The sequence below is a fragment of the Sutcliffiella sp. NC1 genome (assembly GCF_027594365.1).
GTDB classification, from domain to species: Bacteria; Bacillota; Bacilli; order Bacillales; family Bacillaceae_I; genus Sutcliffiella; species Sutcliffiella cohnii.
Map to the genome: position 1 here is coordinate 4526021 of NZ_CP115153.1, position 25113 is coordinate 4551133.

21 protein-coding genes are annotated in these 25113 nt (G+C 36.8%); 6 read left to right on the plus strand and 15 right to left on the minus strand.

Annotated features, from left to right (window positions below; genetic code table 11):
* Positions 1-38: 38 nt before the first annotated feature.
* Positions 39-209: a hypothetical protein gene (locus O1A01_RS23245; protein ID WP_157076629.1), complete on the minus strand. Its 171-nt coding sequence runs from the start codon at positions 207-209 to the stop codon at positions 39-41.
* A 110-nt stretch (positions 210-319) separates the two neighbouring features.
* Here O1A01_RS23245 and O1A01_RS23250 point away from each other — a divergent pair, with 110 nt between their 5' ends.
* Positions 320-1105: a cupredoxin domain-containing protein gene (locus tag O1A01_RS23250; protein WP_066415119.1), complete on the plus strand. Its 786-nt coding sequence runs from the start codon at positions 320-322 to the stop codon at positions 1103-1105.
* A gap of 258 nt (positions 1106-1363) precedes the next feature.
* Here the strand turns inward: O1A01_RS23250 and O1A01_RS23255 are convergent, their stop codons facing one another.
* From O1A01_RS23255 to O1A01_RS23270, 4 genes are all read right to left on the minus strand, one after another.
* Positions 1364-2770 (minus strand): sensor histidine kinase, encoded by a 1407-nt coding sequence (locus O1A01_RS23255; protein WP_270065135.1) that lies wholly within the window; start codon positions 2768-2770, stop codon positions 1364-1366.
* A 2-nt stretch (positions 2771-2772) separates the two neighbouring features.
* On the minus strand, positions 2773-3477 hold the full coding sequence (locus O1A01_RS23260) for a response regulator transcription factor (protein WP_066415122.1): 705 nt from the start codon (positions 3475-3477) through the stop codon (positions 2773-2775).
* Positions 3478-3602: 125 nt separating this feature from the next.
* Positions 3603-4565 carry an ABC transporter permease gene (locus O1A01_RS23265; RefSeq protein ID WP_066415123.1) on the minus strand — a complete coding sequence of 321 codons (963 nt, stop codon included), beginning with the start codon at positions 4563-4565 and terminating at the stop codon, positions 3603-3605.
* Positions 4558-5514 (minus strand): ABC transporter ATP-binding protein, encoded by a 957-nt coding sequence (locus tag O1A01_RS23270; protein ID WP_270065136.1) that lies wholly within the window; start codon positions 5512-5514, stop codon positions 4558-4560. The genes O1A01_RS23265 and O1A01_RS23270 overlap by 8 nt, the downstream gene beginning before the upstream one ends.
* A 538-nt stretch (positions 5515-6052) precedes the next feature.
* On the opposite strand from O1A01_RS23270, the gene O1A01_RS23275 reads away from it, so the two are divergent.
* Positions 6053-6550, plus strand: a complete 498-nt coding sequence (locus O1A01_RS23275; protein WP_270065137.1) for an LURP-one-related/scramblase family protein — start codon at positions 6053-6055, stop codon at positions 6548-6550.
* 268 nt (positions 6551-6818) lie between these two features.
* Here the strand turns inward: O1A01_RS23275 and O1A01_RS23280 are convergent, their stop codons facing one another.
* The 5 genes from O1A01_RS23280 to O1A01_RS23300 all read right to left on the minus strand — a co-directional run bounded on the left by O1A01_RS23280 (position 6819) and on the right by O1A01_RS23300 (position 16947).
* Entirely contained in the window at positions 6819-7136 is a 318-nt protein-coding gene (locus O1A01_RS23280) for a hypothetical protein (RefSeq protein ID WP_270065138.1), read from the minus strand.
* A 2228-nt stretch (positions 7137-9364) separates the two neighbouring features.
* Positions 9365-10504, minus strand: coding sequence for a glycerate kinase family protein (locus O1A01_RS23285; RefSeq protein WP_270066458.1), 1140 nt, complete (start codon positions 10502-10504; stop codon positions 9365-9367).
* 80 nt (positions 10505-10584) lie between these two features.
* Entirely contained in the window at positions 10585-12279 is a 1695-nt protein-coding gene (locus O1A01_RS23290) for a sugar phosphorylase (RefSeq protein WP_270065139.1), read from the minus strand.
* A 15-nt stretch (positions 12280-12294) separates the two neighbouring features.
* On the minus strand, positions 12295-14958 hold the full coding sequence (locus tag O1A01_RS23295; RefSeq protein ID WP_270065140.1) for a glycoside hydrolase family 38 N-terminal domain-containing protein: 2664 nt from the start codon (positions 14956-14958) through the stop codon (positions 12295-12297).
* Positions 14959-14973: 15 nt separating this feature from the next.
* Positions 14974-16947: a fructose-specific PTS transporter subunit EIIC gene (locus O1A01_RS23300; RefSeq protein ID WP_270065141.1), complete on the minus strand. Its 1974-nt coding sequence runs from the start codon at positions 16945-16947 to the stop codon at positions 14974-14976.
* 262 nt (positions 16948-17209) lie between these two features.
* On the opposite strand from O1A01_RS23300, the gene O1A01_RS23305 reads away from it, so the two are divergent.
* Positions 17210-17962: a MurR/RpiR family transcriptional regulator gene (locus O1A01_RS23305; protein ID WP_270065142.1), complete on the plus strand. Its 753-nt coding sequence runs from the start codon at positions 17210-17212 to the stop codon at positions 17960-17962.
* A 65-nt stretch (positions 17963-18027) separates the two neighbouring features.
* Here the strand turns inward: O1A01_RS23305 and manA are convergent, their stop codons facing one another.
* On the minus strand, positions 18028-18978 hold the full coding sequence (gene manA / locus O1A01_RS23310) for a mannose-6-phosphate isomerase, class I (RefSeq protein ID WP_270066459.1): 951 nt from the start codon (positions 18976-18978) through the stop codon (positions 18028-18030).
* Positions 18979-19153: 175 nt separating this feature from the next.
* Between manA and O1A01_RS23315 the strand changes: the two genes are divergently transcribed.
* Positions 19154-19576 carry a hypothetical protein gene (locus tag O1A01_RS23315; protein ID WP_270065143.1) on the plus strand — a complete coding sequence of 141 codons (423 nt, stop codon included), beginning with the start codon at positions 19154-19156 and terminating at the stop codon, positions 19574-19576.
* A 260-nt stretch (positions 19577-19836) separates the two neighbouring features.
* A complete protein-coding gene (gene map, locus O1A01_RS23320) occupies positions 19837-20583 on the plus strand; it encodes a type I methionyl aminopeptidase (protein ID WP_270065144.1) in 747 nt (248 codons plus the stop codon).
* Positions 20584-20908: 325 nt separating this feature from the next.
* On the opposite strand, the gene O1A01_RS23325 is transcribed toward map, so the two are convergent.
* Positions 20909-21328 (minus strand): YbjN domain-containing protein, encoded by a 420-nt coding sequence (locus O1A01_RS23325; protein WP_270065145.1) that lies wholly within the window; start codon positions 21326-21328, stop codon positions 20909-20911.
* 387 nt (positions 21329-21715) lie between these two features.
* Between O1A01_RS23325 and O1A01_RS23330 the strand changes: the two genes are divergently transcribed.
* Positions 21716-21886, plus strand: a complete 171-nt coding sequence (locus O1A01_RS23330; protein ID WP_157076631.1) for a hypothetical protein — start codon at positions 21716-21718, stop codon at positions 21884-21886.
* Positions 21887-22032: 146 nt separating this feature from the next.
* Here the strand turns inward: O1A01_RS23330 and O1A01_RS23335 are convergent, their stop codons facing one another.
* From O1A01_RS23335 to O1A01_RS23345, 3 genes are all read right to left on the minus strand, one after another.
* Positions 22033-22794: a transposase gene (locus O1A01_RS23335; protein ID WP_066415162.1), complete on the minus strand. Its 762-nt coding sequence runs from the start codon at positions 22792-22794 to the stop codon at positions 22033-22035.
* 6 nt (positions 22795-22800) lie between these two features.
* Positions 22801-24327: a YifB family Mg chelatase-like AAA ATPase gene (locus O1A01_RS23340; protein ID WP_066415165.1), complete on the minus strand. Its 1527-nt coding sequence runs from the start codon at positions 24325-24327 to the stop codon at positions 22801-22803.
* Positions 24328-24902: 575 nt separating this feature from the next.
* On the minus strand, positions 24903-25016 hold the full coding sequence (locus O1A01_RS23345) for a putative holin-like toxin (RefSeq protein ID WP_220096662.1): 114 nt from the start codon (positions 25014-25016) through the stop codon (positions 24903-24905).
* Positions 25017-25113: the final 97 nt, after the last annotated feature.

Consider the following 25113-nt stretch of genomic DNA (forward strand, 5'->3'; position numbering starts at 1 on the left):
AATAGATATAGTGCTTGTTTTATTGAGTTTTTTTGATTTTAGAATAGGCTTTCTATGAGATAAATCTTGGATGAACGCCCTTTCGGGATATTAATAATTTCCAGTAACTGCATAAACGACTCTCCTGTCCCCCAATCCCATGAAGAAGATGAAACGACTAATTGTTTATTATCATCTCTTTCTATTTGCGAGCCTAACCCGAAAGACACGTTTTTTTGCCCCTTCTTTCCTTTCCCCTGTTCCATCTAATTAATCAGCATAATAATCCCAACAGTCGAATACATTATTACGTATTTAATAGGAAGAAAGGAGCAATGCCATGATTAATAGCTATACAAGGTTTACCGCAACGTTGCTTGGGTTGAATGTGGTAACAATTTTAATAGCTGGGTTGTTCATATTAAGGCATTTTCCACCTATTCATATGATCAATGCAATACTTGCAGGAGGAATTGCGATTGTTCTATTGTGTGTGAAGTGGAAATGGGTGCCGGTTTTCGGGATCATTTACGGTCTTTTCTTTTCTGTTCTTACTATTCCTTCCCTCGTCATCTCTATGTTTCGAAATGTTGATCCGGAATATAACGCAATGTTGGAAGCAAGTAATCCTTTTATTGGTATAAGTTTTCTTACCGCGATTTTTGTTTTAGCCATTTTAACGTTTTCTATTTTTTCGCTGAAAGCAAACATCCAACAAACGAATGAAGCCTTCTCTTTCTTCCCATTAGTGAAAGGGGCATTTTATGGCGCCACCATTATAGGACTTTTGATTAGTTTATACCTTCAACAACATTGGGTGACTGGTATTAATGCAACGACGATCGAGAAGCTACCAACGATTGTGATGAAACCCGATTCGGTAGAACCAGCAACAATGGAGTTATATGCAAGTGCACCAATTGTTCTCCGCATCCAAAACGAATCGAATAACAACTGCCATATACTTAGCTTTCCTGAATTAGGCGCCAGTGTGCATATGGAAAAAGGTAGGACCGGGTTGATTGTATTAGACGCAAAACCGGGCACATACACATATGAATGCAAACCGCATCACGATTATTATCATGAGGGGATTAAAGGAGAATTGACGATTCGTTCTAGGTGATGCATATAGTCCGTTTCAAAAACTCCAATAGAAACATTGCTTGTTTCCATTGGAGGCTTTGATTTCGGATGGTTTTCTTTGAGAACAGTCAAGATGGAACACCCTTTCAGGATATTGCTAATTTCCAAAATATATGTGAACATCTCGCTTTGTCCTCTCCCTAAAGTAAAATTGCGGAGTATGGTTGAACTGCACAGCATTCCTGTAGTGCAGCAAGAGATCATTAATTACAGTTCATTCAAACTAAGCTCCCTTTATTTAATCAGGTTTGCTCCCGGTATAAATGTATGTAACCTCAAGCTTAACTGGAATAACAATAACAAATTTACTTCCTTGCCCAATCTTACTTTCTGCCCAAACTTCACCTTCATGGGCTTTAATAATCGATTTGACAATGGCAAGTCCTAAGCCCGTTCCCCCATGATCACGAGATCTCGACTTTTCTCCGCGGTAAAAGTGTTCGAAAATTCTTTCCGTGTCTTCTTCAGCAATTCCATCTCCATTGTCAATTATATAGATTTCTAGAGTCATCTTATGTACATTCACAGCAAATGTAATCTCGATTTCAGAAGCTCCATATCGGATTGCATTATCCAACAAGTTCGTAAACACTTGTTCCATCCGTTTAGGGTCAATATTAATGACAACGTCTGGAATTGGCCTTTTTACGACTAGCTGTACTTGCTTTTGTTTCAGATCTACTTCTGCATCTTGAAGGATATTAGTGAAACATTCATCACTGCTCACCAGTTGTTTTTCCATCACTAGTTGATCCAAATCAATTTTGGAAAACTCAAACAGGTCATCAATTAACCGATTTAGCTGGTTGGTTTTTGATAAAATCACATGCAAATATCGCTTTTTCATCTCTTCATTTTGTACAATTCCATCATTGATTCCCTCTACATAGCCCTTGATAGACTGAAGTGGTGTTCTTAAGTCGTGAGAGATTGTAGCGATTAATTCTTTTCGATTCTTTTCATACAACTGCTGCTTCGCAATTGATTGTTTCAAATGATCTCTCATCGTATTGAAGCCTTTAATAAATCTACCTATCTCATCCCTTTTATTGTAACCTATATTGTAGTTTAGATTTCCTTCGCGCATTTCTTCTGTTGCGATATAGATTTGCTTAAGTGGATTTAAAATCGTTTTGGAAATATATAGCGTCCATCCTACAATTAATAGGATTAAAACTACTAGACCGCTGCTAAAACTGATAACAATCACAGTAATTATCTTGTTATAGGATAGTTCAGAGGATAAATCCAGTGAGTTGGACTTTATTTCAATGTTTAGGATTTCTCCATCTAGCGTCTGAACCTGTGAGTGTCTCATAGTGAACATACTATTACTATTATTTTGCACAATATCAGTAGATTGAAATAAGACACTTTCTTCCTGTGACGACACAATGACCTCTAAATTATAGGGTTGTAAAACTGGCTTGATTTCTTTGTAAAACTGAGTCGTATCAGTAATAACATCATAACTTTCTAACACCGTTTTATTGATTTCTTTTAGAACAGATTCTATTTCATTATTTTGCTCTTCCTCTATCTGTTCTAGCTGATAAGAAAAAAAGGACAGTGCACCAAAAATCGTAACAACCGGTAAAATGATGATCGATAAAAAGGCAATAATCAGCCTTGGCCGCAGTCCCATTACTATACACTCCCATCAAATTTATACCCTACTCCCCAAACTGTAACAATAAATTTAGGCTGGGACGGGATGTCTTCTATCTTCTCACGGATTTTACGAATATACACCGTTACCGCATTCATATCCCCATAACTGTCATAGCCCCAAATCGTATCAAAAAGCTGCTCTTTTGAAAAAACCTGTCCTTTATTATTCGCCATGAAATGAAGTAACTGAAATTCCTTTGCTGACAGTTCTACTTTTTTCCCAGACACGGTAACTGTGTGGCCCTTTACATTAATAACTAGATTGGCGACTCTTAAAACATTTTCCGTATTCATTGGTTTCAATTCCGAATAGTCCGTATACCTTCTAAGTTGTGCTTTAATGCGTGCTACAAGCTCACTGGGACTAAACGGCTTCGCTATATAATCATCTGCACCAATCCCAAGTCCTATAATTTTATCCGTTTCACTTTTTTTTGCACTCATCATAATAATGGGAACATTGGACGTTAACCTGATTTCTCGACACACATCAATCCCTGACTTCTTTGGTAGCATCACATCTAAGACGACTAACATCGGATTCCTTTGTTTAAACTTCTGCAACCCCTCTTCCCCATCCTCAGCTATAATTACCTGGTAGCCATTTGCATTTAAATAATCTCTGACTAGCTCGCCAATTTCTCTTTCATCCTCTACAATTAAAATCATATTCTCCTTCATATGGCTTCCCCACTTTCATGTCATCTTCTCTAACTTCATTTTCCTCCGCCTTCAAACTCATAGTTCTATTATGCCTCCGAAAAAACAAAGAAACCTAGCATAACTAGGTTTCTTTATGATGCTGATTATGCTGTCACATCTCTTTTATTAAAGATTATCCAAGAAATCAAGTGGAAGCATAAGAAGTAAACGAGAAGTACAATAATTGAAAATGTCATCGTCATTCCTTCAACTATTGGTGTTCCGCTAATATACTGCCTTAAGTTCGTGTTAGCAAAAAGAATATACTTGGCCCAATCATACTGACTTAAAAGCATAACAAGCTGTTGTCCTGTAAATAAGAGAAAGAGTGAGAGACCGATTGCCAAAGAACTACTCCTAAAAACTGTAGAAATCATAAAAGCAAAAGTAACCATCATGATCATATCAACACTGTTTAGCCCATAAAGGCTAATAATATGGGTAAGCATGTTTCGTTCCACCACTTCTCCGCCTTGATAGACCAGATAAGGCAAGTCGATCCCAGCAAATCCAAACAAGATACTTCCGACTAGAACGGAAGAGACGAATATCGTTGCTAGCATGACAATTGCAAAGATTAGTGTTGCGATATACTTAGAAAGTAATATTTTAGAGCGATTCACCGGGCGAATTAACAATAACTTAATCGTGCCTGTCGAAAACTCTGTTGCTACGATCCCTGCAGCAATGACAATGACAAAGACAGAAGATAGCGCGGTAAAATCTGGCGATGAGATCATAAATCCCCAAAGTGTCCCAGATTCCACTGGCGGAATGTCATTTACTAAGCGGTACTCATTGATAGCGAGCTGCTCTATAAGAGGGCTTGTAGCATGACTTCCGACCATTGGCATATTCTCATACTCAGTAATTTGTTCTGCTAGTTGTGCATTTTCTATTTCGAGTTGTTGTTGCCAGTTTTCTGTCGTGTCATTAGTTAATAAGAACTTTGTGACGATTCCTGCGAATAAAACGATGCCAAATATCGCCGCAATCATTACCCATGTTCCTAACCGCTTATAAATTTTCATATTTTCATTTTGAATTAACCGAATAGTATTAAACATGCAGCTCTCCTCCTGTTATTTCAAGAAATTTATCTTCAAGCGTCTTCTGCTTTCCGTAGATCCCCTTGATCATAAAGCCATTATTAACGAAGAGCCTTGTGTATTCCGTAATTGATTCTTCATCTGTATCAATCACTAAGTTTTCCCCGCTTATTTTCGCTACTTCATTCGGATATTCTTCTTTAAAAAACTGTAGTGCTTTTTCTAAAGGTGAAACCTTAAATTGAACAGAAATTTGTTGATTATCTTCCACCAAGTTTTTCACCGACTCCACGCTAATGAGCTTACCGTGATGTATGATTCCAATTCTGTCGCACATCAGTTGCATTTCGGACAGGAGATGACTTGAAACAAACACAGTTATGTTTTCTTCAGCCGCAATTTTTCGAATATACGTCCTGATTTCTCTGATTCCCGCAGGATCTAGCCCATTCGTCGGTTCATCCAAAATTAATAGTTTCGGCGAATGAAGTAGAGCTTGAGCTAACCCAAGACGCTGACGCATCCCAAGAGAGTATGTCTTCACCTTTTCATGAATTCTTCCATTCAGACCTACTAATTTTACAATTTCATCAATTTTTCCTTTTGGAATATCGGGAATCATTCGGGAATAATGTATCAAGTTATCGTAACCAGACATAAACTTATACATTTCAGGATTTTCGATAATACCACCGATGTTGGCAATTGCTTTCTCAAAGTTCTTTTCAACACTATGGCCATTGATGATAACTTCCCCTTTAGTGATGCTCATTAGACCAACTATCATTCGAATAGTCGTCGTTTTTCCAGCGCCATTTGGTCCAAGAAACCCAAACACCTCTCCTGGATATAAATCTAGCGTTATTCCATGAATTAGCGTTGTTTTTCCAATTGTTTTTTTAAGATTTTTTATTTGTAAAATAGGTTGTTGTTGGTTACTATTTTGCTTTTGTTTTTGCGTTTCCATATTTTTTTACCCCCTCGTATTTCCTACTGATATTATGTCACCTAAATTCTAAAAAATAGTTATAAAGTTATTAAAAAAGTATTAAAAATGAGGAGAAAAACAATGATCTCATTTAAACTCTTTAAATCCCCCTGTCATTTTTGCCGTAAAAAAACAAGGAATTATAAAATTTATACAGACGGCAAAAGGAAATTAGTGACCTGCTATTTATGTACTACCAATGCAGAGAGAAGAGCATATAAGCAATATCGTTAAGTAGCGAATATGGTAGCCGGGTGGATGACCTGCGAGATGCGCCAATTCCTAAGAAACACGGATTCCTCCTTCATTCCCGGATGGTCGGATTTCCCGAGTCCATGTTTTGGTTCTTGGCATTCCGTAAATAAGTCTTCCTTACCCAATCTAGGTTTAAGTTCTAGCCACATACGTCATTATAATAATTCGATAAATCTTCTGATTAATGAAACCGTAAGATCATCTCTCCGTATATATAAGTAGATATAAGTAGATAAAGGCATACACAAGGGGGAGAGTTCGGATGAGAGAACTTTTTATAAAGCAGAAAGTATTCAGTATTAGTGAAAAATTCACAGTGAAAGATGTTCAACAGGAAGATGTATATTATGTGGAAGGTAGTTTCATGAAAATACCTAAAACATTTTCCTTGTTGAATACAAGTCGTGAGGAAGTAGCACTTATTACGAAAAAGGTATTTAGTTTTTTACCGAAATTTTTTGTTGAGGTAAATGGTCGTGAAGTCGTAACCATTAATAAAGAATGGTCATTCTTTAAAGCACGTTACTCCATAAGTGCGGAAGGAATAGAAGTGATCGGAAATTGGTGGGACATGGATTTTCAAGTATTACAGCATGGTAAAGTGATTGGGAAGGTTAATAAAGAGTGGTTCACTTGGGGAGATAGCTACAAGGTTCAAATAGTAGATGAAAAGATGGAAAAGATTATTATTGCAATCGTTGTAGCCATTGATTGTGTGAAGGCTGATGAAGCAGCAGCATCTTCTGCTAGTACGCCATAATAGGACTCGAGCATACTACAAATTTCGTATATCCAACTGCAGGTGGACTTAGAGGTTATCAGAAGCTATAGCGAATAGAAAAGTAAGGGCATAGAAAATTTATAGAAAACGGATAACCATTTGCCACCTGTTTTGTTATTAACAGAGGGCTTTTTATATTCTTGGTAAAAATAACAAAACGAAACGAACGAAAAAATTAACATGGAAATCCCTAGTACTTTCTTTTCCTTACTCAGCTGATTTAAACTAGAAAAACCTGTCTCATCATTTACACTCTGCGAAAGGAAAGATAAATGCCACTAAGAATAGATACGATCAAAAGGATAAAGGCAATAAAGTAAGCGATAGCGTTTGTTATACCATGTGCAACAATAAACGTTAAGGTAGAAAAATACAAGAATAGTATAGTCAATATCGCCTTAGATTCTCTCTTTTGAAAGAAAAACATTACTATTGTTATGAAGCAAGTTAATGACGCAATAATAAATAATGGTGAAAGTTGAAAATTATTACTTCCCAAAGAAAAAAAGATAGTACCTAAAAGTAGGAATAGCATAAATACTAGTATACTAGTACGAGTATTCATTCGTGTCCCCCTCGCCCCTAACTAAGTAAGTCATTCTTACTAACTACTGTCATAACTCTAATAAACTAACAGTCCATAACTTAAGATGTATAGTATAAATATCAATTGTTACTTAGTCTTTTTATGCCTAAGTGTAAGATTAAGCCCACCATACTCCATATAGTTAAAATTACACCTATTATCAATAGAAACCATTCTATAAACTGTGGAGAATTTGTAGCTAAAGCAATAGTTGTGGTGCTACAACCTATTACTAACATGGACAATAACACAGGTAAATTCTTTATCAAAACAAGTCACTTCCTATTTTCATTTAACATTAATTCCCTTATTATAACACACTCTCTTTTTTTAAAACCCAACAAAGTGACGAAAAACAGTCTGGAAGAACTCCAATAGACTTATTCTATCGGAGTCCTTATTTTTTGGATGGATAATATCCCAACTTCTTGACAGTTTAACGGCACGGATGTATATAATAGCCTAAGGTCGCCTAAGAAATGAATTCATGATAATTTCTCTAGTTCTGTTCTTGCATGATTGCTTCCATCATCAAAAAGAGAAATACAATGATTATTTAGTAGATGAAATGGATGTGTAGTTTAAATGCTTAGTAGTATTTTTAGAATCATTGGTATACTTTTGGTAACTAGCCCCATTCTTTTATACGGACAAAATATTGTCGGCGAAGTAATGGCTTTAACAATTTTTCTTATAGGTGCATTGATTTTACTTTTAATTTTATTTAGAAAAAGTAAAAATAAAATATTTATAAAATAAAACTGACTCCAACAAGTGTCTTTCAGTTTTACTACTATAAAATTAGGAAATAACCACTCCATTCACTCACTGTGTAACTAGTTGATGTATCATGCATTTTTATCAGCTAACTCTCATATTTGAAAAAACCCACACCAAGCTTTTCCTTCGACCTCTGTTCAACCGCAAGGAATAAATATTCACCGAAAAGACTAGGAGGTATATAGACTCCTAGTCTTTTTTGCTGTTAATAATGTCATTAAATCATTATCGATAATTTCCAATTTCTGCGGTTCCACCTTGATTCCTAATTTGCAAAAATATGTTAAGGTTGGTATTGAGGTGATTTAGTTTTGTGGGCTATTCTAATATTAGGAATGTATTTAATTATTGCTATCAGTGTAGTAATTCTTCTGACTGTACCTACTATTTTTGTATATAAGTTGGTAATGAAAAAAATTCATTATCTTTACTCCTTATTACTTTTAGTCTATCCAGTTATAATATACGTTTTTGGTAATATGCTTGTAAATCGAGGGAAAAAATTAAACCTAGAAGATTTAACGTCTCGAATGGCACAGGGAGAAGATACACATATCTTTTCTATAGACACGGGTACCTCGTCAGTTTTTTTTGGTTATAGTTTTTTAATTGGGGTAGTGCCGACTGTATTTGTGGTTTTAGTAATTATAATTTTAAGATTTATTAAAAAATAGGTCAATAGAAATTAATGCAGGATAGAAAAGCTTCAGGTGAGTTAAAAGGAGAATAGCGGTAACCTTATGTTGATCGAAAGGAATGGTAGCCCCTCTTAATAAGGATTACCATTCTATTAATTTTATGAAATTATTTTTAATTTAAGAGGATATGTACTACTTCTGTAGAAATATGTAATAAAATGTAGTATTACTTTATTTTTCAGTACGCTATAAAGGAGAAAAACAATGTTCCCATTTAAACTCTTTAAATCCGCTTGTCATTTTTGCCGTAAAAAAACAAGGGATTATAAAATTTATACAGACGGCAAAAGGAAATTAGTGACCTGCTATTTATGTACTACCTATGCAGAGAGAAGAGCATATAAGCAATATCGTTAAATAGCGAATATGGTGGCCGGGTAGTTGACCGACAAAAAGCGCCAATTCCTAAGAAACACGGATCCCTCCTTCATTCCCCGCTTTGTCGGATTTCTGCGTCCATGTTTTGGTCTTCCGTAAATAAGGCTACCTTATCCAATTTAGGTCTAAGTTCTAGCCTCATACCATTATAATAATCCAATAAATCTCCTTATCAATGAAACTGTAAGAACATCTCTCCGTATTTATAAGTAGAGAAAGGCATATACAAGGGGAGTTCGTTCCAATTCTGTGCGGACGATTATTCGTTCCCTCGTTCACATGGACTATAAATAAGCTTTAGGGACAGACCCCAAAGCTTATTCATTAACAGGCACCACCTGAATTTTGTTATTAATTATTTATTCCCAACACCCGGCAGACTTGCTCTACGGTTACTTCAATTTGTTTTTTTGTTACATCCGATCTCATTGCGTCTTCTAAACTTCTGCATTGTGTTTGGATGGAAAATACTGCGTCTAGATATTCATTCAATGGCTTCGTATCCTCATCCATTCTACCAGCCACTCCGATGACACTTACACCGTGTTCTTTTGCTAGTTTTGCCACACCGACTGGAACTTTTCCAAACATAGATTGGCTGTCGAGGCTTCCTTCTCCAGTGAAGACAAGGTCTGCCCCACGTATCTTCTCGTCTGCTCCAGTAAAGTTCAGTACTAGTTCAGCCCCAGACTTCATCTTCGCACCAAGACAACCTGCAAAAGCTCCACCTAATCCTCCTGCAGCTCCTGCACCTCGTATCCCCTGAAGATCTACACCTAATTTAGCCTTTACCAAATCTGAAAACCGCCTTAAGTGGTCATCTAACTCTATTACTTGCTCTGCATTCGCTCCTTTTTGCGGACCGAATATAAACGCAGCACCATTTTCCCCATAAAACGGGTTCATCACGTCACTTGCAATGGATATGGTACATTCCAATAACGCCGGCAATACATCTTCAACAGAGAAATCTACTATATGAATTAGTCCGTTTCCTTCAAACGGAGAAATCAAGTCGCCCGCCGAATTATAAAACTTCCATCCTAAAGCTTGTAGCATTCCTACCCCACCATCATTCGTAGCACTTCCACCAAGCGTAACAATTAAATGACGATATCCCTTTCTTAACGCATCACATATAACTTCACCAAAGCCGAATGAATTCGCAATCATTGGATTACGCATTTCGTAAGGAACTAAAGTGAGCCCTGTACTCTCGGCACATTCAATTACCGCATATTGTACTCCGTCCTTTTCAAACACTCCATACTTTGCCATTACTCGTTCCATCATCGGTCCATGTACTTCAACCTCTTCTATTTTTCCATTATTGGCGTAAAGAAGAGCATCTACAGTACCTTCTCCACCATCTGCCATTGGTAGAACTTCCACCTTTGCAGATGGAAACACAGTATGAATTCCTCGTTTCATTGCTTCGCCGACACCTTTTGCCGATAACGACCCTTTAAAAGAATCAGGTGCCACTACCACTTTTTTCAACTAAATCACCGCCTCTATTTTTCTAAAAAAAGGCGGCAAACTATAAAGTTCACCGCTTCCTTCCTTTTTCTCTATTGTTTCACCCAAATAAATTCATAAGGCTTTAAAGTGACATCTCTTGTTACCGGTTCTCCTGTCAGAAGGTTTGTTCCACTAACGTCTTCACCGAAGGAACAAACTGTATCGGTAGCGTCCACATTCACTGCAAAGTACACAATATCGCCTGTTTCTTCGTTTTCCCTTTTTAGACCAAATACCTGTTCACCTAAGTCTAATACCGTTTGGTTTGCAAATGGAGAAAACGCTTTTTCCCCTTGGCGTATTTCAATCATTTTAGTTAAGGAACCGAAAATCGCTTTACGGCGCTCGTCCGTTTCTAGCTCTTCTATAATACGGTTAAAATCTAACTTTTCACGATTTATGCGACGATTTATACCGGACTCTTCTAACCCTTTGTAATCATTGCGCGAGCCTAGTAGAGAATGGTAGTAAATAGCTGGAACGCCTATAAAAGATAATAAAATCGAATGCGCAGCAAGCACTTTATCTACTTGTTGTTTTTCAGATACATCTTCCTCTTTATTGATTAGTGCATCTGAATAGTTGATGTTCAGTTCGTACACTGATTGAGAACCATCAGGATTCGACTTGTAAGAGACACGTCCCCCATTTTTCTCTACTTTTTCTACTAACAATTGCTTTTCGTCTTCGGTTAAAATTCCTTCTGTCGGTCGCATACCAATGCCATCATGACTTGCTAAAAAATTAAAATAGGTTGCCGTTTCGGATACTTTACCAATTGTCTTTGCCCAGTTAGATAACTTGCTAGCATTATGCGTAGTTAAGGAAAACAGGACAAGTGGTGGCAAGGAAAATTGATACACCATATGTGCCTCATTGGTACTGTCACCGAAATAACTAATATTCTCTTTATGTGGGACATTCGTTTCCGTGATAATTTGTGTATTTAACTTCAGTTCATCTAAAAGAACTCTCCATAGTTGGATAACGGCATGTGTTTGTGGTAAGTGAATACATGTTGTACCAGACTCTTTCCACAAGAAACCGATCGCATCAAGACGAATGCTTGTTCCACCTTTGTACGCATAAGAAATGAGTATATCTGTCATTTCTAATAGTACTGGGAAATGAGCAACATTGACGTCCACTTGGTCTTCACTAAATGTCGTCCACGCTGTTTTAACTCCTTGAACTCCTTCGTATTCATGAAACAAAGGAGAAGTACGTGGGCGAACGACATTAGACGCATCGAATGAAGAGTCAAATGGAATAAAGTAATCTTTATATTTCTCCTCCCCATTCACATACCCTTTAAACCAATCACTTGATTTAGAAATGTGATTTGCCACAAAATCATACATCATGCGGTATTCTTTCGAAAAGTTTTCTAAGTCGCTCCAGTCTCCTAAATCTGGATGAATTTCTCGGTAGTCCGTTACCGAGAATCCATCATCCGACGTGTACGGAAACATTGGAAGCAAATGAACATCTGTTATTTTATCCCCTACATAGTTACTCAAAAACTTTTGTAACGTTTGCAGCGTTGGAACTCCTTCTTCGTAAATGCTATCGCCATACGTAATAAGGTATACATTTTTTTCACTAACCTCTTCTTCTTGTTTCCACGGTTTTTCCTTCCACGATTGTAGAAGCTTTTTCATTTGTTCCGTGTAGGAAGGGTTGTACTTCTCCCCATATACATCTTTTAATAAATGTTCTATTTTTTCATAAAGAGCGTTACACATAACTGTTTTCATCCTTTATGTTAGTTTTAATGTGATATAACCTTTCGGTGCAATCGTAATTGCTCCCGTCATCTTTTCCATTTCACTTTCGTAAAGGTTGGTTATCGTTATATCGGTATATAAATCTGAGTGAAGTTGGAAGCTTTGTTCTACTTCTGTTGGATTAAAAAGGCGAACTATTAGACCATCTTTTTCATATGACTGCTTACATGTACTTAAGAATACTTGTTCATTATTTATGGAAAATAACGAGAAGGACGTAGGCAGTTTTTCAATCGGCAACGGCAATTCGAATCGTTCTAATCGTTCTTCAAACGTATTTAATGCTTGATTTTGGTACGTTGCATAATGAGTACGGAACAAGTCTGTTTGTTGGAACAATTTAGTCACATTTAGTTCCTCACCTGCCCAAACAATTGCATATTCAAAAGTCATCGTTTGTTGTAATTGTGCATCCGGAGTATACACGACTTTATTGTTAATACCCGAAGCACGTCCTGGGCGCCATTCTAAATTGTCACGTCCAAGGAATCCTACACTACGGAATAAAGTTAACGCTAACTCGTTCGTATCTGGTAATACCTCGTATTCTTTTATTCCTTTTGTAATAGTAGCAAAGGTAGCCTTTTTGTCTGAGAGGGCCACAAAGTTTTCCAATGGATAAATGGATACTGGTGCTTCTGCAAATCCATTTTCTTTCCAACCTTCTAAATAAGGATTTACTACAGGACGCTCGATCACACTAAATGCTTGATCGGCATACGAATGTTGCACATCTTTCATTCCTGTAGAAAGTAACACACGAATGCGGTGATCTTTGCATGTGTTATCGATTTCATGTTGGATTTTCAGCAATTCTTCCCCTGCATTGAGGGTGAACGTTGTCACAACAGTAAATACAGCTTTTTCTATACTACGTACTGTTTCTTCTTCATTCATTGCGACCGGCAGTTCCGTTGTATAGCGAACTGTTAACACCTGACCAAATGAACCTTTTTCTACCTTCGTTACTTCTGCTTCGTTAAAGTAAATTGGTTCATCACCCTTTAGTGGTGAGAAGTCATAAGAGTCTCCTGCATCTGCAACATTTTCAAAGCGAATAAAGTTTTCCAGCGTTTGTTTCGTTTGCTTATTTTCTAATACTACATTACTCCCATTTATCGATAAGCGATATAGCTCATTTTCGATAAACGTATCCTGTGTAGCGGTTAGTTTAGATACTACTGTTTCTTCTTCCTGAACAAGTAATGTTGTATATCCCATTGCCGGAACTTCCACCATTCTTGCTTGAATGACCGATCGATAATATCCTGGCACTTCAACTTCTTTTTCCCCATCAGCCGTTACAACAATTTGTTTTCCCCCACTAATGTACTCTTGGTTCATAAGTTCAAATGGGATAGGTGCTCCATTTACATCCTTCAGATCGAATGTTGTTTGCTTTGTAAACAGTACTTTTTCTACTAAGCCTGAGAATGGTTTACTGTTCGTATTTAAAATAACCGAAATATTTTCTTGTCCAAGTCCGTTTGCGATCGCTTTTGTAACTTGTTTTTTCACAATGTTAATCAAGCCATTAGCTATTCGATCTACTTTCTCTAGTCGAACGATAATGTCACGGTTTGTGTCGTCGGAGTTACAACCACCAATACTGTCATGCGCATGCACATCAAAGAGCATTTTCCACATAGAGTCTAACCATGTTTGTGGGTAAGATAGCCCAAGTGCTTTTCCTATTCCCGCTAAAGGTTCTAGCACATACAATAGTTTATTTTCTACCTCATAATTTAGCTTTTTCAAATCATAACGCTGGGAGCGAATCGTGTTATGGATACGTGATTTTTGAGAAGCGATTAATTCTCCTTCGATTACATTATCAAATTTCGCACCATCTGCTGCCCACGTTTCTTTCATGAACGTTTCATAGTCCGAAAGAATGTACTCATATTTCTCATCTTTCTCGTTCAACTGTTTCACCGTTGTTGGAAAATGGTCACGAACTAACACTTGGTCTCCACCTGCTGGTAACAATAAGTGGTCAGTGCTCTCATTCATATCCGCTAATTTATCAAGCAAAGGCACTAAACGGTCGGTATGATACTCATCATCTGCTGATAAAAACTTCCCTGGGCCGTAGCCGAAATAAATGTTGTTTGCCTTCACTTGCTTTCCATCGGGAGATTTCCAAATAAAGTTTAAGTCACCATTTAATTGGTCGGTGAAAATACCACGTTGCAAAATGCTATAGTCAATCCCAAAGCCTTCAAATATAGAAGGCAAGTACATATTTTGTCCGAAAATGTCTGGTAAATAGCCATTGTTTAGACTATGCCCCATTTCCTCAGCCATGCGAGTTCCGTATAGTAAATTACGAATGATGGACTCTTTATTTACTAATAAAGAATCTGTTTGCGTGTACCAAGGACCAACGAAGATTCGCTTTGCAGCGACAAGCGTTTGAAGACGCTCGCGCTGCTCAGGACGAATTTTTAAATATTCTTCTATTACCGACATTTGCGCATCGTACACATAGCCATGATAGTCCGGGTCATTTTCTAATACGTTTATTAAATGATCTAAGTTTTCTACTAGTAATACGTTGGAATCTTCTATTGTAAAGTACCACTCACGGTCCCAATGGGAATGTGGTACGACGTATACTTTTTTTGATTTCGTCATGTGATTCTCCTCCAATTACTTGGAATTAGTTGCTTGACGTTCTTTTCTTTTTAATAAGGCAAAACGGATAAAGATGTTAGAGAATGCGATAAACGCTGCACCTACAGCTAGTCCAATTAAATAAGCCCATACGTTTTCAACTAACGGCCAACCCCAAATGGCTGGTAGAGGGTACCATTGAACAGCACCAAGAAGAACAGCTGTACAAGCTCCTAAAATAGCACCAATAATGTTTAAAGGAATCGTTATTAGTGGGTTACGAAGCATGAATGGAATTGCTCCTTCACTAATTGCGATAAATCCTAATAGTAATGATGTGTTTCCTGCTACACGTAAGTCCGCATCGAATACACGACGACCTACTACATAACGGTCAATAACTGTTGCTAATCCTAGACCGATCGGTGGAATGACAATCGCCAAAACACGTGCTGTTAATGGGAATATTTCGTCCGCTGCAAGACCGATTGCTATCGCGCCTGCTGCTTTATTAATTGGTCCACCTAAATCAAATGCTGTTGCTGATGCAATGATAGAAGAAAGCACAAGTGCACCAGAATTTTCAGCAGAAGCAATTACGTTTGTTAACCATGCATTTAGTGCCCCAAACACTGGATCTACAAAATAAAAGTTTAAGAAGAAAATCGTTAAAACACTGATAGCCGGTATAATTAACATCGGCTTCATCGCTTGGAAGTTTTTCCCGAGCTTAATTTTTTCGTTCGCTATTTTTGATACATAACCTGCTGCTAAACCTAGAACTAAAGCTCCTAAGAAACCAGAAGCTACTCCACCTTCAACTCCCCAGAATGTAAAGTGAAGACCTGCTGCAAATGCCCCTCCAATAAAACCTGAGACTAAACCTGGGCGATTGGCGAGGGCATACGCTACAAAGGCACCAAACACAGGATACATAAATTTAAATATCATGCCTCCAAATTTATCTAAATGGTGTAGGATTACTAGAAGTTGATTTGTATGGTTTGCATATTCTGGTTGATTAATTTCTTGCACTAAACCAAATGGCATTGCGCCAAGCTTGGCTATACCGATCATTAATCCAGCGGATACGATAACTGGGATCATATAAGAAATACCAGTTAATATTGCCGCACCCATTTCCGCGAAAAATCCTTTTTTCTCACTAGATTCTGTTGTTGTATCTTCTGCTTCTTTTACCTTGCCGTCTGGATTTTCTAAAACTCTTGTAATCATATCTTTTGCTTTACGTAACGGCTCCGCTACCTTCGTACGAATAAACGGTAAACCGTTAAAACGTTCCATTTCTTTAGGTGCGATATCGGTAGCAAAAATAACTGCGTCTGCTTCTTTAATTAGCGAAGCCGTATGTTTATCTTCGATCCCGTTTGCACCTTGTTTTTCAACAATTACTTCTACACCCATCTCACGACCTGCTTTTTCTAACGCTTCCGCAGCCATGTACGTATGGGCAATACCTGCAGCACAAGCTGTAATGGCCAATACTTTTTTACGCGGGCCTTCGATAGTTGGTTCTGTAACTTTTTCTTGTTTAACCGCATCTAATGCTTTCAAGAATGTTGCCTTGTCTTTTACAGCGTGAAGGCTTTGTAAGTAAGTTGGATCCATAAGCCTTGTACTTAATTCAGATAGAAGTTTTAAGTGTGTACTCCCCGCTTCTGTATCAGGAATTGCTAATAGGAAAATTAGGTCTACTTTATTATTCGGGTCTAAACTTTCCCATGTTGTTAAAGGCTTGCGTAATTTTGCTACCGCAAAAGCTGCTCGTTTTACTGCCTTTGACTTCCCATGAGGAATGGCTAGTCCTGCTTCCATTCCTGTTGGAGATAGCTTTTCTCTATCTAATACGGCTTGTAAAAATGGTTCTTTTGCATTTAAGTTACCGTTTTCATAAAGAGCATCAACAAGATGTTCTAATACTTGCTCTTTTGATGACCAAGTGGCATCAAGGAAGAGTAAGTTTTCATTTGTCATCTTCTTTAGTTCCATGACAATCACTCCTGAACGTTTATATAGTAATAAAATAAGTAAACAGCTGTTTTTTATTGAAAGCGGTTGTAAAATCGCTTACATGTTAGTTATATCATGATTTATATAAGAGAAGTTGTACTAGTGATGTACAATTGTACGGATGTATGTACAAGTGGTATTATGACTCTTAGAAGTTAAAAATATATAGTAAGAGCAATATTGTCTCTAACGGACATTGAACTTACTTACTGATTGGAACTTTCGAAGGAGAGATATAAAATTGGGAAGAGTAATTGATCGTTTTGCTAGTTCGGTTGCGTCACTAAGTCATTCAGAAAAGCACGTACTATATTACATAGATGATCATTTAGACGAGGCGAAAACTTTGCCACTTACGGAAATGGCTGATATTAATAATGTCAGTACGACAACGATTGTTCGTATGTGTCATAAACTTGGTTTAGAGGGCTTCACCGAGTTAAAGTACATATTAAAAACATTAGACAAAGACTATATCCCAAGTGATGAAAACATATTAAATCGGCACCAACATGATATTAACACAATGCTATCTCAACTAACGATCGACGATATTAATAAGATGACAAATCTGATGATGAGTGCAGATAAAGTGATTATCGTGGCGGTTGGATTGTCAAAAATGATGGGGGAATATTTAAGCAAACTGTTAATGCAAGTAAACAAACCAACATTTTACGTTTACGAGTCACATATTATCGACTTGTTGTCTAATATGGTAGGGAAAAATGATTTGGTAGTATTCATTTCTTCAAGCGGAGAAACACAAACAATAGTAAAAATCGCAGAGAAGTTAAGATATCATCAAACTTCAACCGCAGCCATTACAAATACCGTTGACAGCCAGTTAAACTCATTAGTAACAACAGCAGTCAGTGCGAATGTCGAGCGCGTTACTTTTGGTGGGTACGACTTAACAGCACGTTCAACATTATTAGTCTTAATTGACATTATCTTCGAATCCTATTTAATGCAAAAATTAAGAGAATCCTAATAAGTAATTCCTAAGTACACAATATAATCAAAAAGGCCGTTGAATGTAACGGCCCTGAAAATAAATTATGGATGTGAAACAATAAGACTTACGTTACCTTCCACGATAAAACTCTCCAACTCATTCGGCAAAATAAAATGATCTCCTTTACCAATAGAGAAACTACCTGATTCTGTAATCAGTTGACCTTCTCCTCCAATGACACTTCCAATCAAGAAATGCTTGTCTTGCTTGGCTTTATAGCTTTTTGTTATATCCCACTTATAAACAGAGAAGTATTTCTCTTTAATAAATGTTGTAATAGTTGCCCCGTCTAGTTCATTGACGATCGGTTTTACATTGATTCCTTCATGTGGAACTTTTGTTACATCTATCGATTTTTCTAAATGTAGTTCTCTCGTGTTACCTTCTTTATCTTTCCTATCATAGTCATACACTCTATAGGTTGTATCTGAACTTTGCTGAGTTTCCAAAATTAATACACCTGCGCAAAGGGCATGAATAGTCCCACTCGGTACATAGAAAAAGTCTCCTGGTTTCACCTTAACCCGTGTTAGTAGTGATTCCCATTCACCATTTTCAATCATTTCACTTAATTGTTCTTTCGTTTTGGCTGTATGGCCAAAAATGATTTCTGCATCCTTTTCACAATCAATTACATACCAACATTCGGTTTTACCTAGTTCACCGTTCTCGTATTTATTTGCATAAACATCATCTGGATGAACTTGAACAGATAAATCATCATTTGCATCTAATATTTTCGTTAGCAGTGGGAATACATCACTTTTATAGTTGCCAAATAGTTCTTTATGTTGTTGATATAAATCCCCTAATGACATTCCTTTGAAAGGTCCATCTTTTACGATACTTTGTCCGTTTGGATGCCCAGAAACTGCCCAACATTCACCCGTAATGTCTGAAGGGATTTTATAATTAAACTCTGTTGCAAGTTTCGTTCCACCCCAAATTCTTTCTTGGAAAGTAGGAGATAGAAAAATTGGTTGATTCATTATTGACACCTCTTTATCGTATTACATTTGATATAACACTCATGGTACCTCATCTGCATCGTAAAAAAAAGTAAACTTTTTACTAGTAAGCTCAACCATTCGCTCTTAAGAGTGATTATTTAAACCCACTTGAAACATCTAATCTATTATTACGTCAAATATTTTAGGAGGTGTTTAATTGAATAAGGTAACTCTTTTTCTTATATCAATCGTTTTCTTACTAACTTCTTGCCAATCAGCAAATCCTCATATTATAACACTGGATGAAGTAGTATCTTCTTTTGAAAAACATCAGTTGGACATTAAAGAAAATAGTAATTTTCACAATGATAGCATTTTTAGAATGAAACTGAATGGCGTCAAACCTTCCTCTTTTGAATTAGATGGAAAGTTGTTAACCGTCTATTATTATAAATCAGCGGAAGAACGAGAAAAGGGTTTAGAGGACTTTGAGGAGAAAACTGCGACAATGGATACTGTTTCTTATCATGTTTATGAAGTTGAAAATGTATTAATCTTCTATGTGTATGAACACGATATGAGTTTGGAAGTGGAATTTGATGATGAAATTAAAGGAGCGCTAAGGGAGTTAAGCGGATAATAATTGTTTCAAATTTTTTAAGTAACATTATATTAATTAGAAGGAATGGAAACACGTCTTCATAACGGTTTCCATTCTTTTAAATTAATATTGTGGATAGTACGGATAAGGATAAGGGTATGGACCTGGTGAAGCAGCTGCGCCAAGTGCCATCCAGTTAGAAATGTGGAGGATTAAAAATCGCTATTCCTACAGGTACATTACAAGACCGATTTGATTATGATAAAGTAAACGGCTCTAGAAGTAATGTAGGTGATGAAATGATAACAATAAAATCAGATGAAGAAATTCAGCGGATGTATGAGGCTGGTAAACTACTAGCCTCGTGTCACAAGGAACTACGCAACATACTTGATATTGGTATCTCGACATTAGAAATTAATAGTTTTGTAGAAGATTATTTGAAAAGGCATGGTGCAACACCAGAACAAAAAGGATACAAAGGATATCCGTATGCCATATGTGCTTCCATTAATGAGGAAGTGTGCCATGGGTTTCCGAGGAAACAACCACTCCAGAACGGTGATATTGTTACCATTGACATGGTCGTAAATTTAGACGGTGCTCTCGCTGATTCAGCTTGGACGTATCCAATTGGGACGATTAGTGCCAGTGCGAAGAAGTTAATCGAAGTAACGAAAAAATCTCTATATAAAGGGATTGAACAGGCACATGTTGGTCATACACTAGGTGATATAGGGCATGCGATCCAATCTTATGTAGAATCACAAGGCTTTTCTGTCGTTCGGGAATTTACGGGTCATGGCATTGGTCCAACTATCCATGAGGAACCAGAAGTTTTTCATTTCGGTTCACCAAGCGATGGGCTTCCATTAAAAGAAGGAATGGTTATAACGATCGAACCAATGGTAAATGAGGGAGAATGGTATACGTATGTAGATTCAAATGGATGGACAGCGAAAACATTTGATAGTAGTCTATCCGCACAATACGAACACACTATAGCAATTACGAAAGACGGTCCATTCATATTAACAGCACAGTGAAGCCATCCTTTTCCCAGTTTCTAAAACGCCAACTCTATGGAGATTGGTGTTTTTTATTGCGCGAAAAAAACACTGCTAAATTAGTTTTGTAAAATTATCATGGCGTTGGAGGACGGAATTCTGATTTACGAATTTACATAGACGACACTACTAATAGCGAGTATAAATTAAGGGGAAAAAGGAGTTTTTCATGATGGATATCTTGAGTGAACACCACTACGGGCTATACTAAATTTCAATATCTGTGCGAACGACTTTTCTGTCACCTCATACAATAACAAAAAAAAGGTGGCTAACTTTTTATCAGCGTTAGCCACCTTCTTTTTTATGCCCATTGTAATTTCATAAACTTAGGATAATTATCTTCCGCAGAACGTAATAGCATTAGAAGTGAATCCATCAAAAACGCTGGATCTAATTCACCTTGTCCTATACTATAAGAATATTGCGCTGATACATTTCCATCTACTTCCATAAATTTTGTAAATCTATAATTTACGTTTAACTCATTAATTAGGTTATGTACTGCTTCCTTCTTTAGAGGGTTTTTTATACTAGCAACACCAAAGATTTGTAAATCAATTAAATCCTCTCTATCATTAAAAGCAACTACTATTACTACAGCACCGCCATTATCGAAACCTTGTCTAGTTCTAAAAAAAACACCACCGTTATCTTCTTTTACTTCTTCCATGAAAATGTTTTGTTTCTGTAAATAATTTTTGAAAATCATGACGTTAGACACGCATCTTTCCCCCTATATAAAATACTAAAATACTATATTCCTAGTTTCTATTATAGTGCTATTCTCCCTTTTTATAAAGTACATTTTCCGAATATTGTACACATTTGAGATGACGGGAAATATAAACCTCTGTGTTACTCTTGAAAGATTGGCAGAGTCCCAAACTCCAGAAAATATTTTAAATGTATTTACAAATGAAAATTAAAAGAAGATAACTTATCAGGAGTGCCCTCATGGAGTGAACGCCCTTTCGGGCTATTACTAATTTCCAATATTAGCGTAGACGACTTTCCTGTCCCTTCGTCCCCCGTCTTTTGAGCTAATCTATCGTCTCTATGCATACTCTCTTTATATTAGGAATAACTATTAATAAAGGAGGGAATACGAATGATTATCATTAAAATGGCTGGTGGAGAAACACACGAACTAAGTATGTCAACAAAGGATTTCTTTTACTATATAGGCAAAAAAGCTGACAACTTTGGTTTCTATCAACTACATAGAGATGTGTATATAAATGTAAATAATATTTCAAGTATATTTGAGATTGACGTCTAGGCATTCCATTTATGGTTGCTTTCTATTTAAGAATGATAGTCAAGTCCATAGAAACATTGCTTTTTCTGCCTTATGATTCTTGAGGTGAATCTTGAGTAAGCACCCTTTAGGCTATTATTAATGCCCAATACCTGTGTAGATCATTCTCAGCGGCTTACCACCCGATGTATTAAGCTTTTGGATATACCTGTTACTCTTGACAGTTGCCCAAGTGATACTCCTTCCACTTTTTTGAGTTGGCGGAGTATTTCATTTCTCCTTGTTCTTTGCATTCTTTGTAAACTAGAGCTGTTGACAATGCCTAACTCTCTCAAGTATTCCCTAACTTCCTCATCAGTAGGTTTATTATAATAATCTAAACATTCATCTTGGTTGTCTTGGCTCATAAATATTAAAAATAGATTCCGCGCCACTTTTGGATCATGAGAAAATCTCGATAGGGCTAACTCAATTTCAACTAATTTTGGCTTATATAGATATTCTTTGAGACTTGTCCATTTACAATCTAGTATAGTTTTAGCTAGACCAGCTTTTAGTGGATTTTGGTGAATATATCGAAGAACGACGAGAAAATATTTTGTATCTTCTACTACTTCACTTTTATAACGTTCCTGGAATAGATGACCACACCTACTATATTTACTATTGTACCAATGTACATAACTAGAAATAACCCTTTGAATAGATAGAGACAAAGGTTCTTCTGTCTCTTTTATTAATAAGTGTATATGGTTGTCCATGAGACAATATCCATATATAACATATTGACCTACCTCTTTAAACTTCGCTAATGTTTCTAGAAATCTCCTCTTATCATCCTTGTCTTCAAATATTGTTTGTTGATTGATTCCTCTTAACATTACATGGTAAATTCCTGTTTTACTTTTCTTCCTTTTTTCTCTCGGCATATTCTATCACCTAGCAGTTCCTATTCTTCCGATTACAGAACTAGAAGATTGGCGGCTATTTAATTTTACAGCCTCCCATAGACTTTGGTCTGTGATAGTGTCGGATTGTGCTAAGTCTGAAATGGTTCTCGCTAACCGAATAATTTTAATTTGTGTCCGATTACTAAGTTGCTGTTTTGTAGCTATATGCCGCAGCATTTGTTGTTGGGAAGGTTGAAGTGGACTTGTTTGAAGGAGTGTATCATAGGAGACTCGACTATTTGTTATATTGTTACCATACCTTTCCCTTTGCATTTTTCTTGCATACTTCACCCTTTGTTGAACGTCTTTGGATGTCTCACTCGGCTTGTGATAGTTGTTAAAATTAACTCCGTGAAGAGAAAGAAAAATATCAAACCGGTCCCGAATTGGTCCTGACAGCCTGTTTTGATACGCGATAACTTGCCTTTTTGTACAAGTACAATAATAGTTAGTAGCTCCTAAGTAACCACAAGGACAAGGGTTCATCGCGCCAATCATCGTAAACTGGGCTGGATAATTTACAGTAGCATTCGCTCGACTAATTGTTACATAACCGGTTTCAATTGGTTGTCGAAGCATATCTAATGTTTTCTTGCTGAATTCCGCTATCTCATCTAAAAAGAGGACCCCATGGTGAGCAAGGGATATTTCGCCTGGTTTTGGATATTGTCCACCACCGATGATCGAAACACTTGATGCAGAATGATGCGGAGTACGAAACGGCCTGTTGTTAGCGTCTTCTAACGCGACATCACTTAAATGGTATAAACTCATCACCTCTAACTGCTCTTCGCTCGTTAAATTAGGCATGATCGACGCAAAACTTTCTGCTAACATACTTTTACCACATCCTGGGGGACCTGACATAAAGAAATGATGACCTCCAGCAGCTGCTACTTCTAACGCTCTTTTTGCGTACTCATGGCCAATGATTTGTTCGAATGTAACTGCATGTACTTTTTGCTCGATTTTCATCTCTTTTTTTCTATGAAAAGAGAATATAGATTGACCAGATAAATGATCCATTACATCTTGTAAACTCGTTACATATATTAGCTCTAAGTCCGAAAACTCTATTGAGGGTAAATGTTCGTCAAATGGTAAATATAGCTGTTTTAGTCCGATTTTTTTGGCTGCAATTATGGCAGGTAACATTCCTTCGACAGGCTGAATCGTCCCATCTAACGAAAGCGAACCGATAAAACCAGTGTGTTCATTTATAGGATCATGAATGATGTTCATGGCACAAAGTAAGCCGATAGCCATTGGCAAATCAAACATTGGACCATTCTTTTTTTGCTCGGCTGGTGATAAATTGATTACCACCTTCTCTTCTAATCCTTGCTTAAAAGTATGAAGTGCAGCTGTAATTCTTTCCTTTGCTTCTTTCACAGATGCATCTGGTAAGCCTACAATTACAACACATTCCGGACCTTCTATTAATTGAATTTCGACCGTCACACGATAGCCTTCCATTCCTTTTAATCCTATTGTAGTGATTTTTTCTGTCATAGATTTTCCTCCTTATAGCAAATAAAGAAAAACTGACTGATGTAGTGGGAGAGTTTGAAGAGAGAATAAGGATAGTTTTAGAACGTTTGTTCTATATTTATTTTAATAAATGATGGACTAAAGGTCAACTATTTCATTAAAAATTTTGACAATAATATTAATTTACGTGTGTAGGCTAGTTTTTTCTCTTAGAGGGTGGCCATTGCTTTTAGGATATAAGGCTATGGAGCAATTGAAGAAAGGTTATACTAGATTCCAGTTTTTATTTCGCTTTTCTAGGATGATATGTGTGATTAATTTAAAGCTATGCTTGATATTTAGAAACTAAGATACCACCTGCTAATTTCCATTATTCTGTGTGAACGACTTTTTAACCTATCCCCTCGTCCCTTTCCACACAAAACTAGTTGCATTAATCTATTTGAAAATTATATAATTTATTCATAAAGACAATACTTAAAAAGAACGTGTGCTGAGAACACACGTTCAACACAACTACATGCCGCTTGAAGAGCGGCTGACCAAGTTTTAATTAGACGAGAAATAAACCGCCTACTCATTGGTCTTGGGGGCGGTTATTTCTCTTTTCTATGGATGACAAGTGTGATTACTGTTACAGTCGCTGTTATTAACGCTATAATCAACATACCAAAATGAAATAGCATGTTCATTGCTTCATATGTCACCATTTTTACCCCACCTCCTTACCGTAAGGAGATGGTCAACCGCCCATCCGCTTTATGTAGTTGCTAAAAATATTATATGGAACACTTGTTCCTTTTGTCT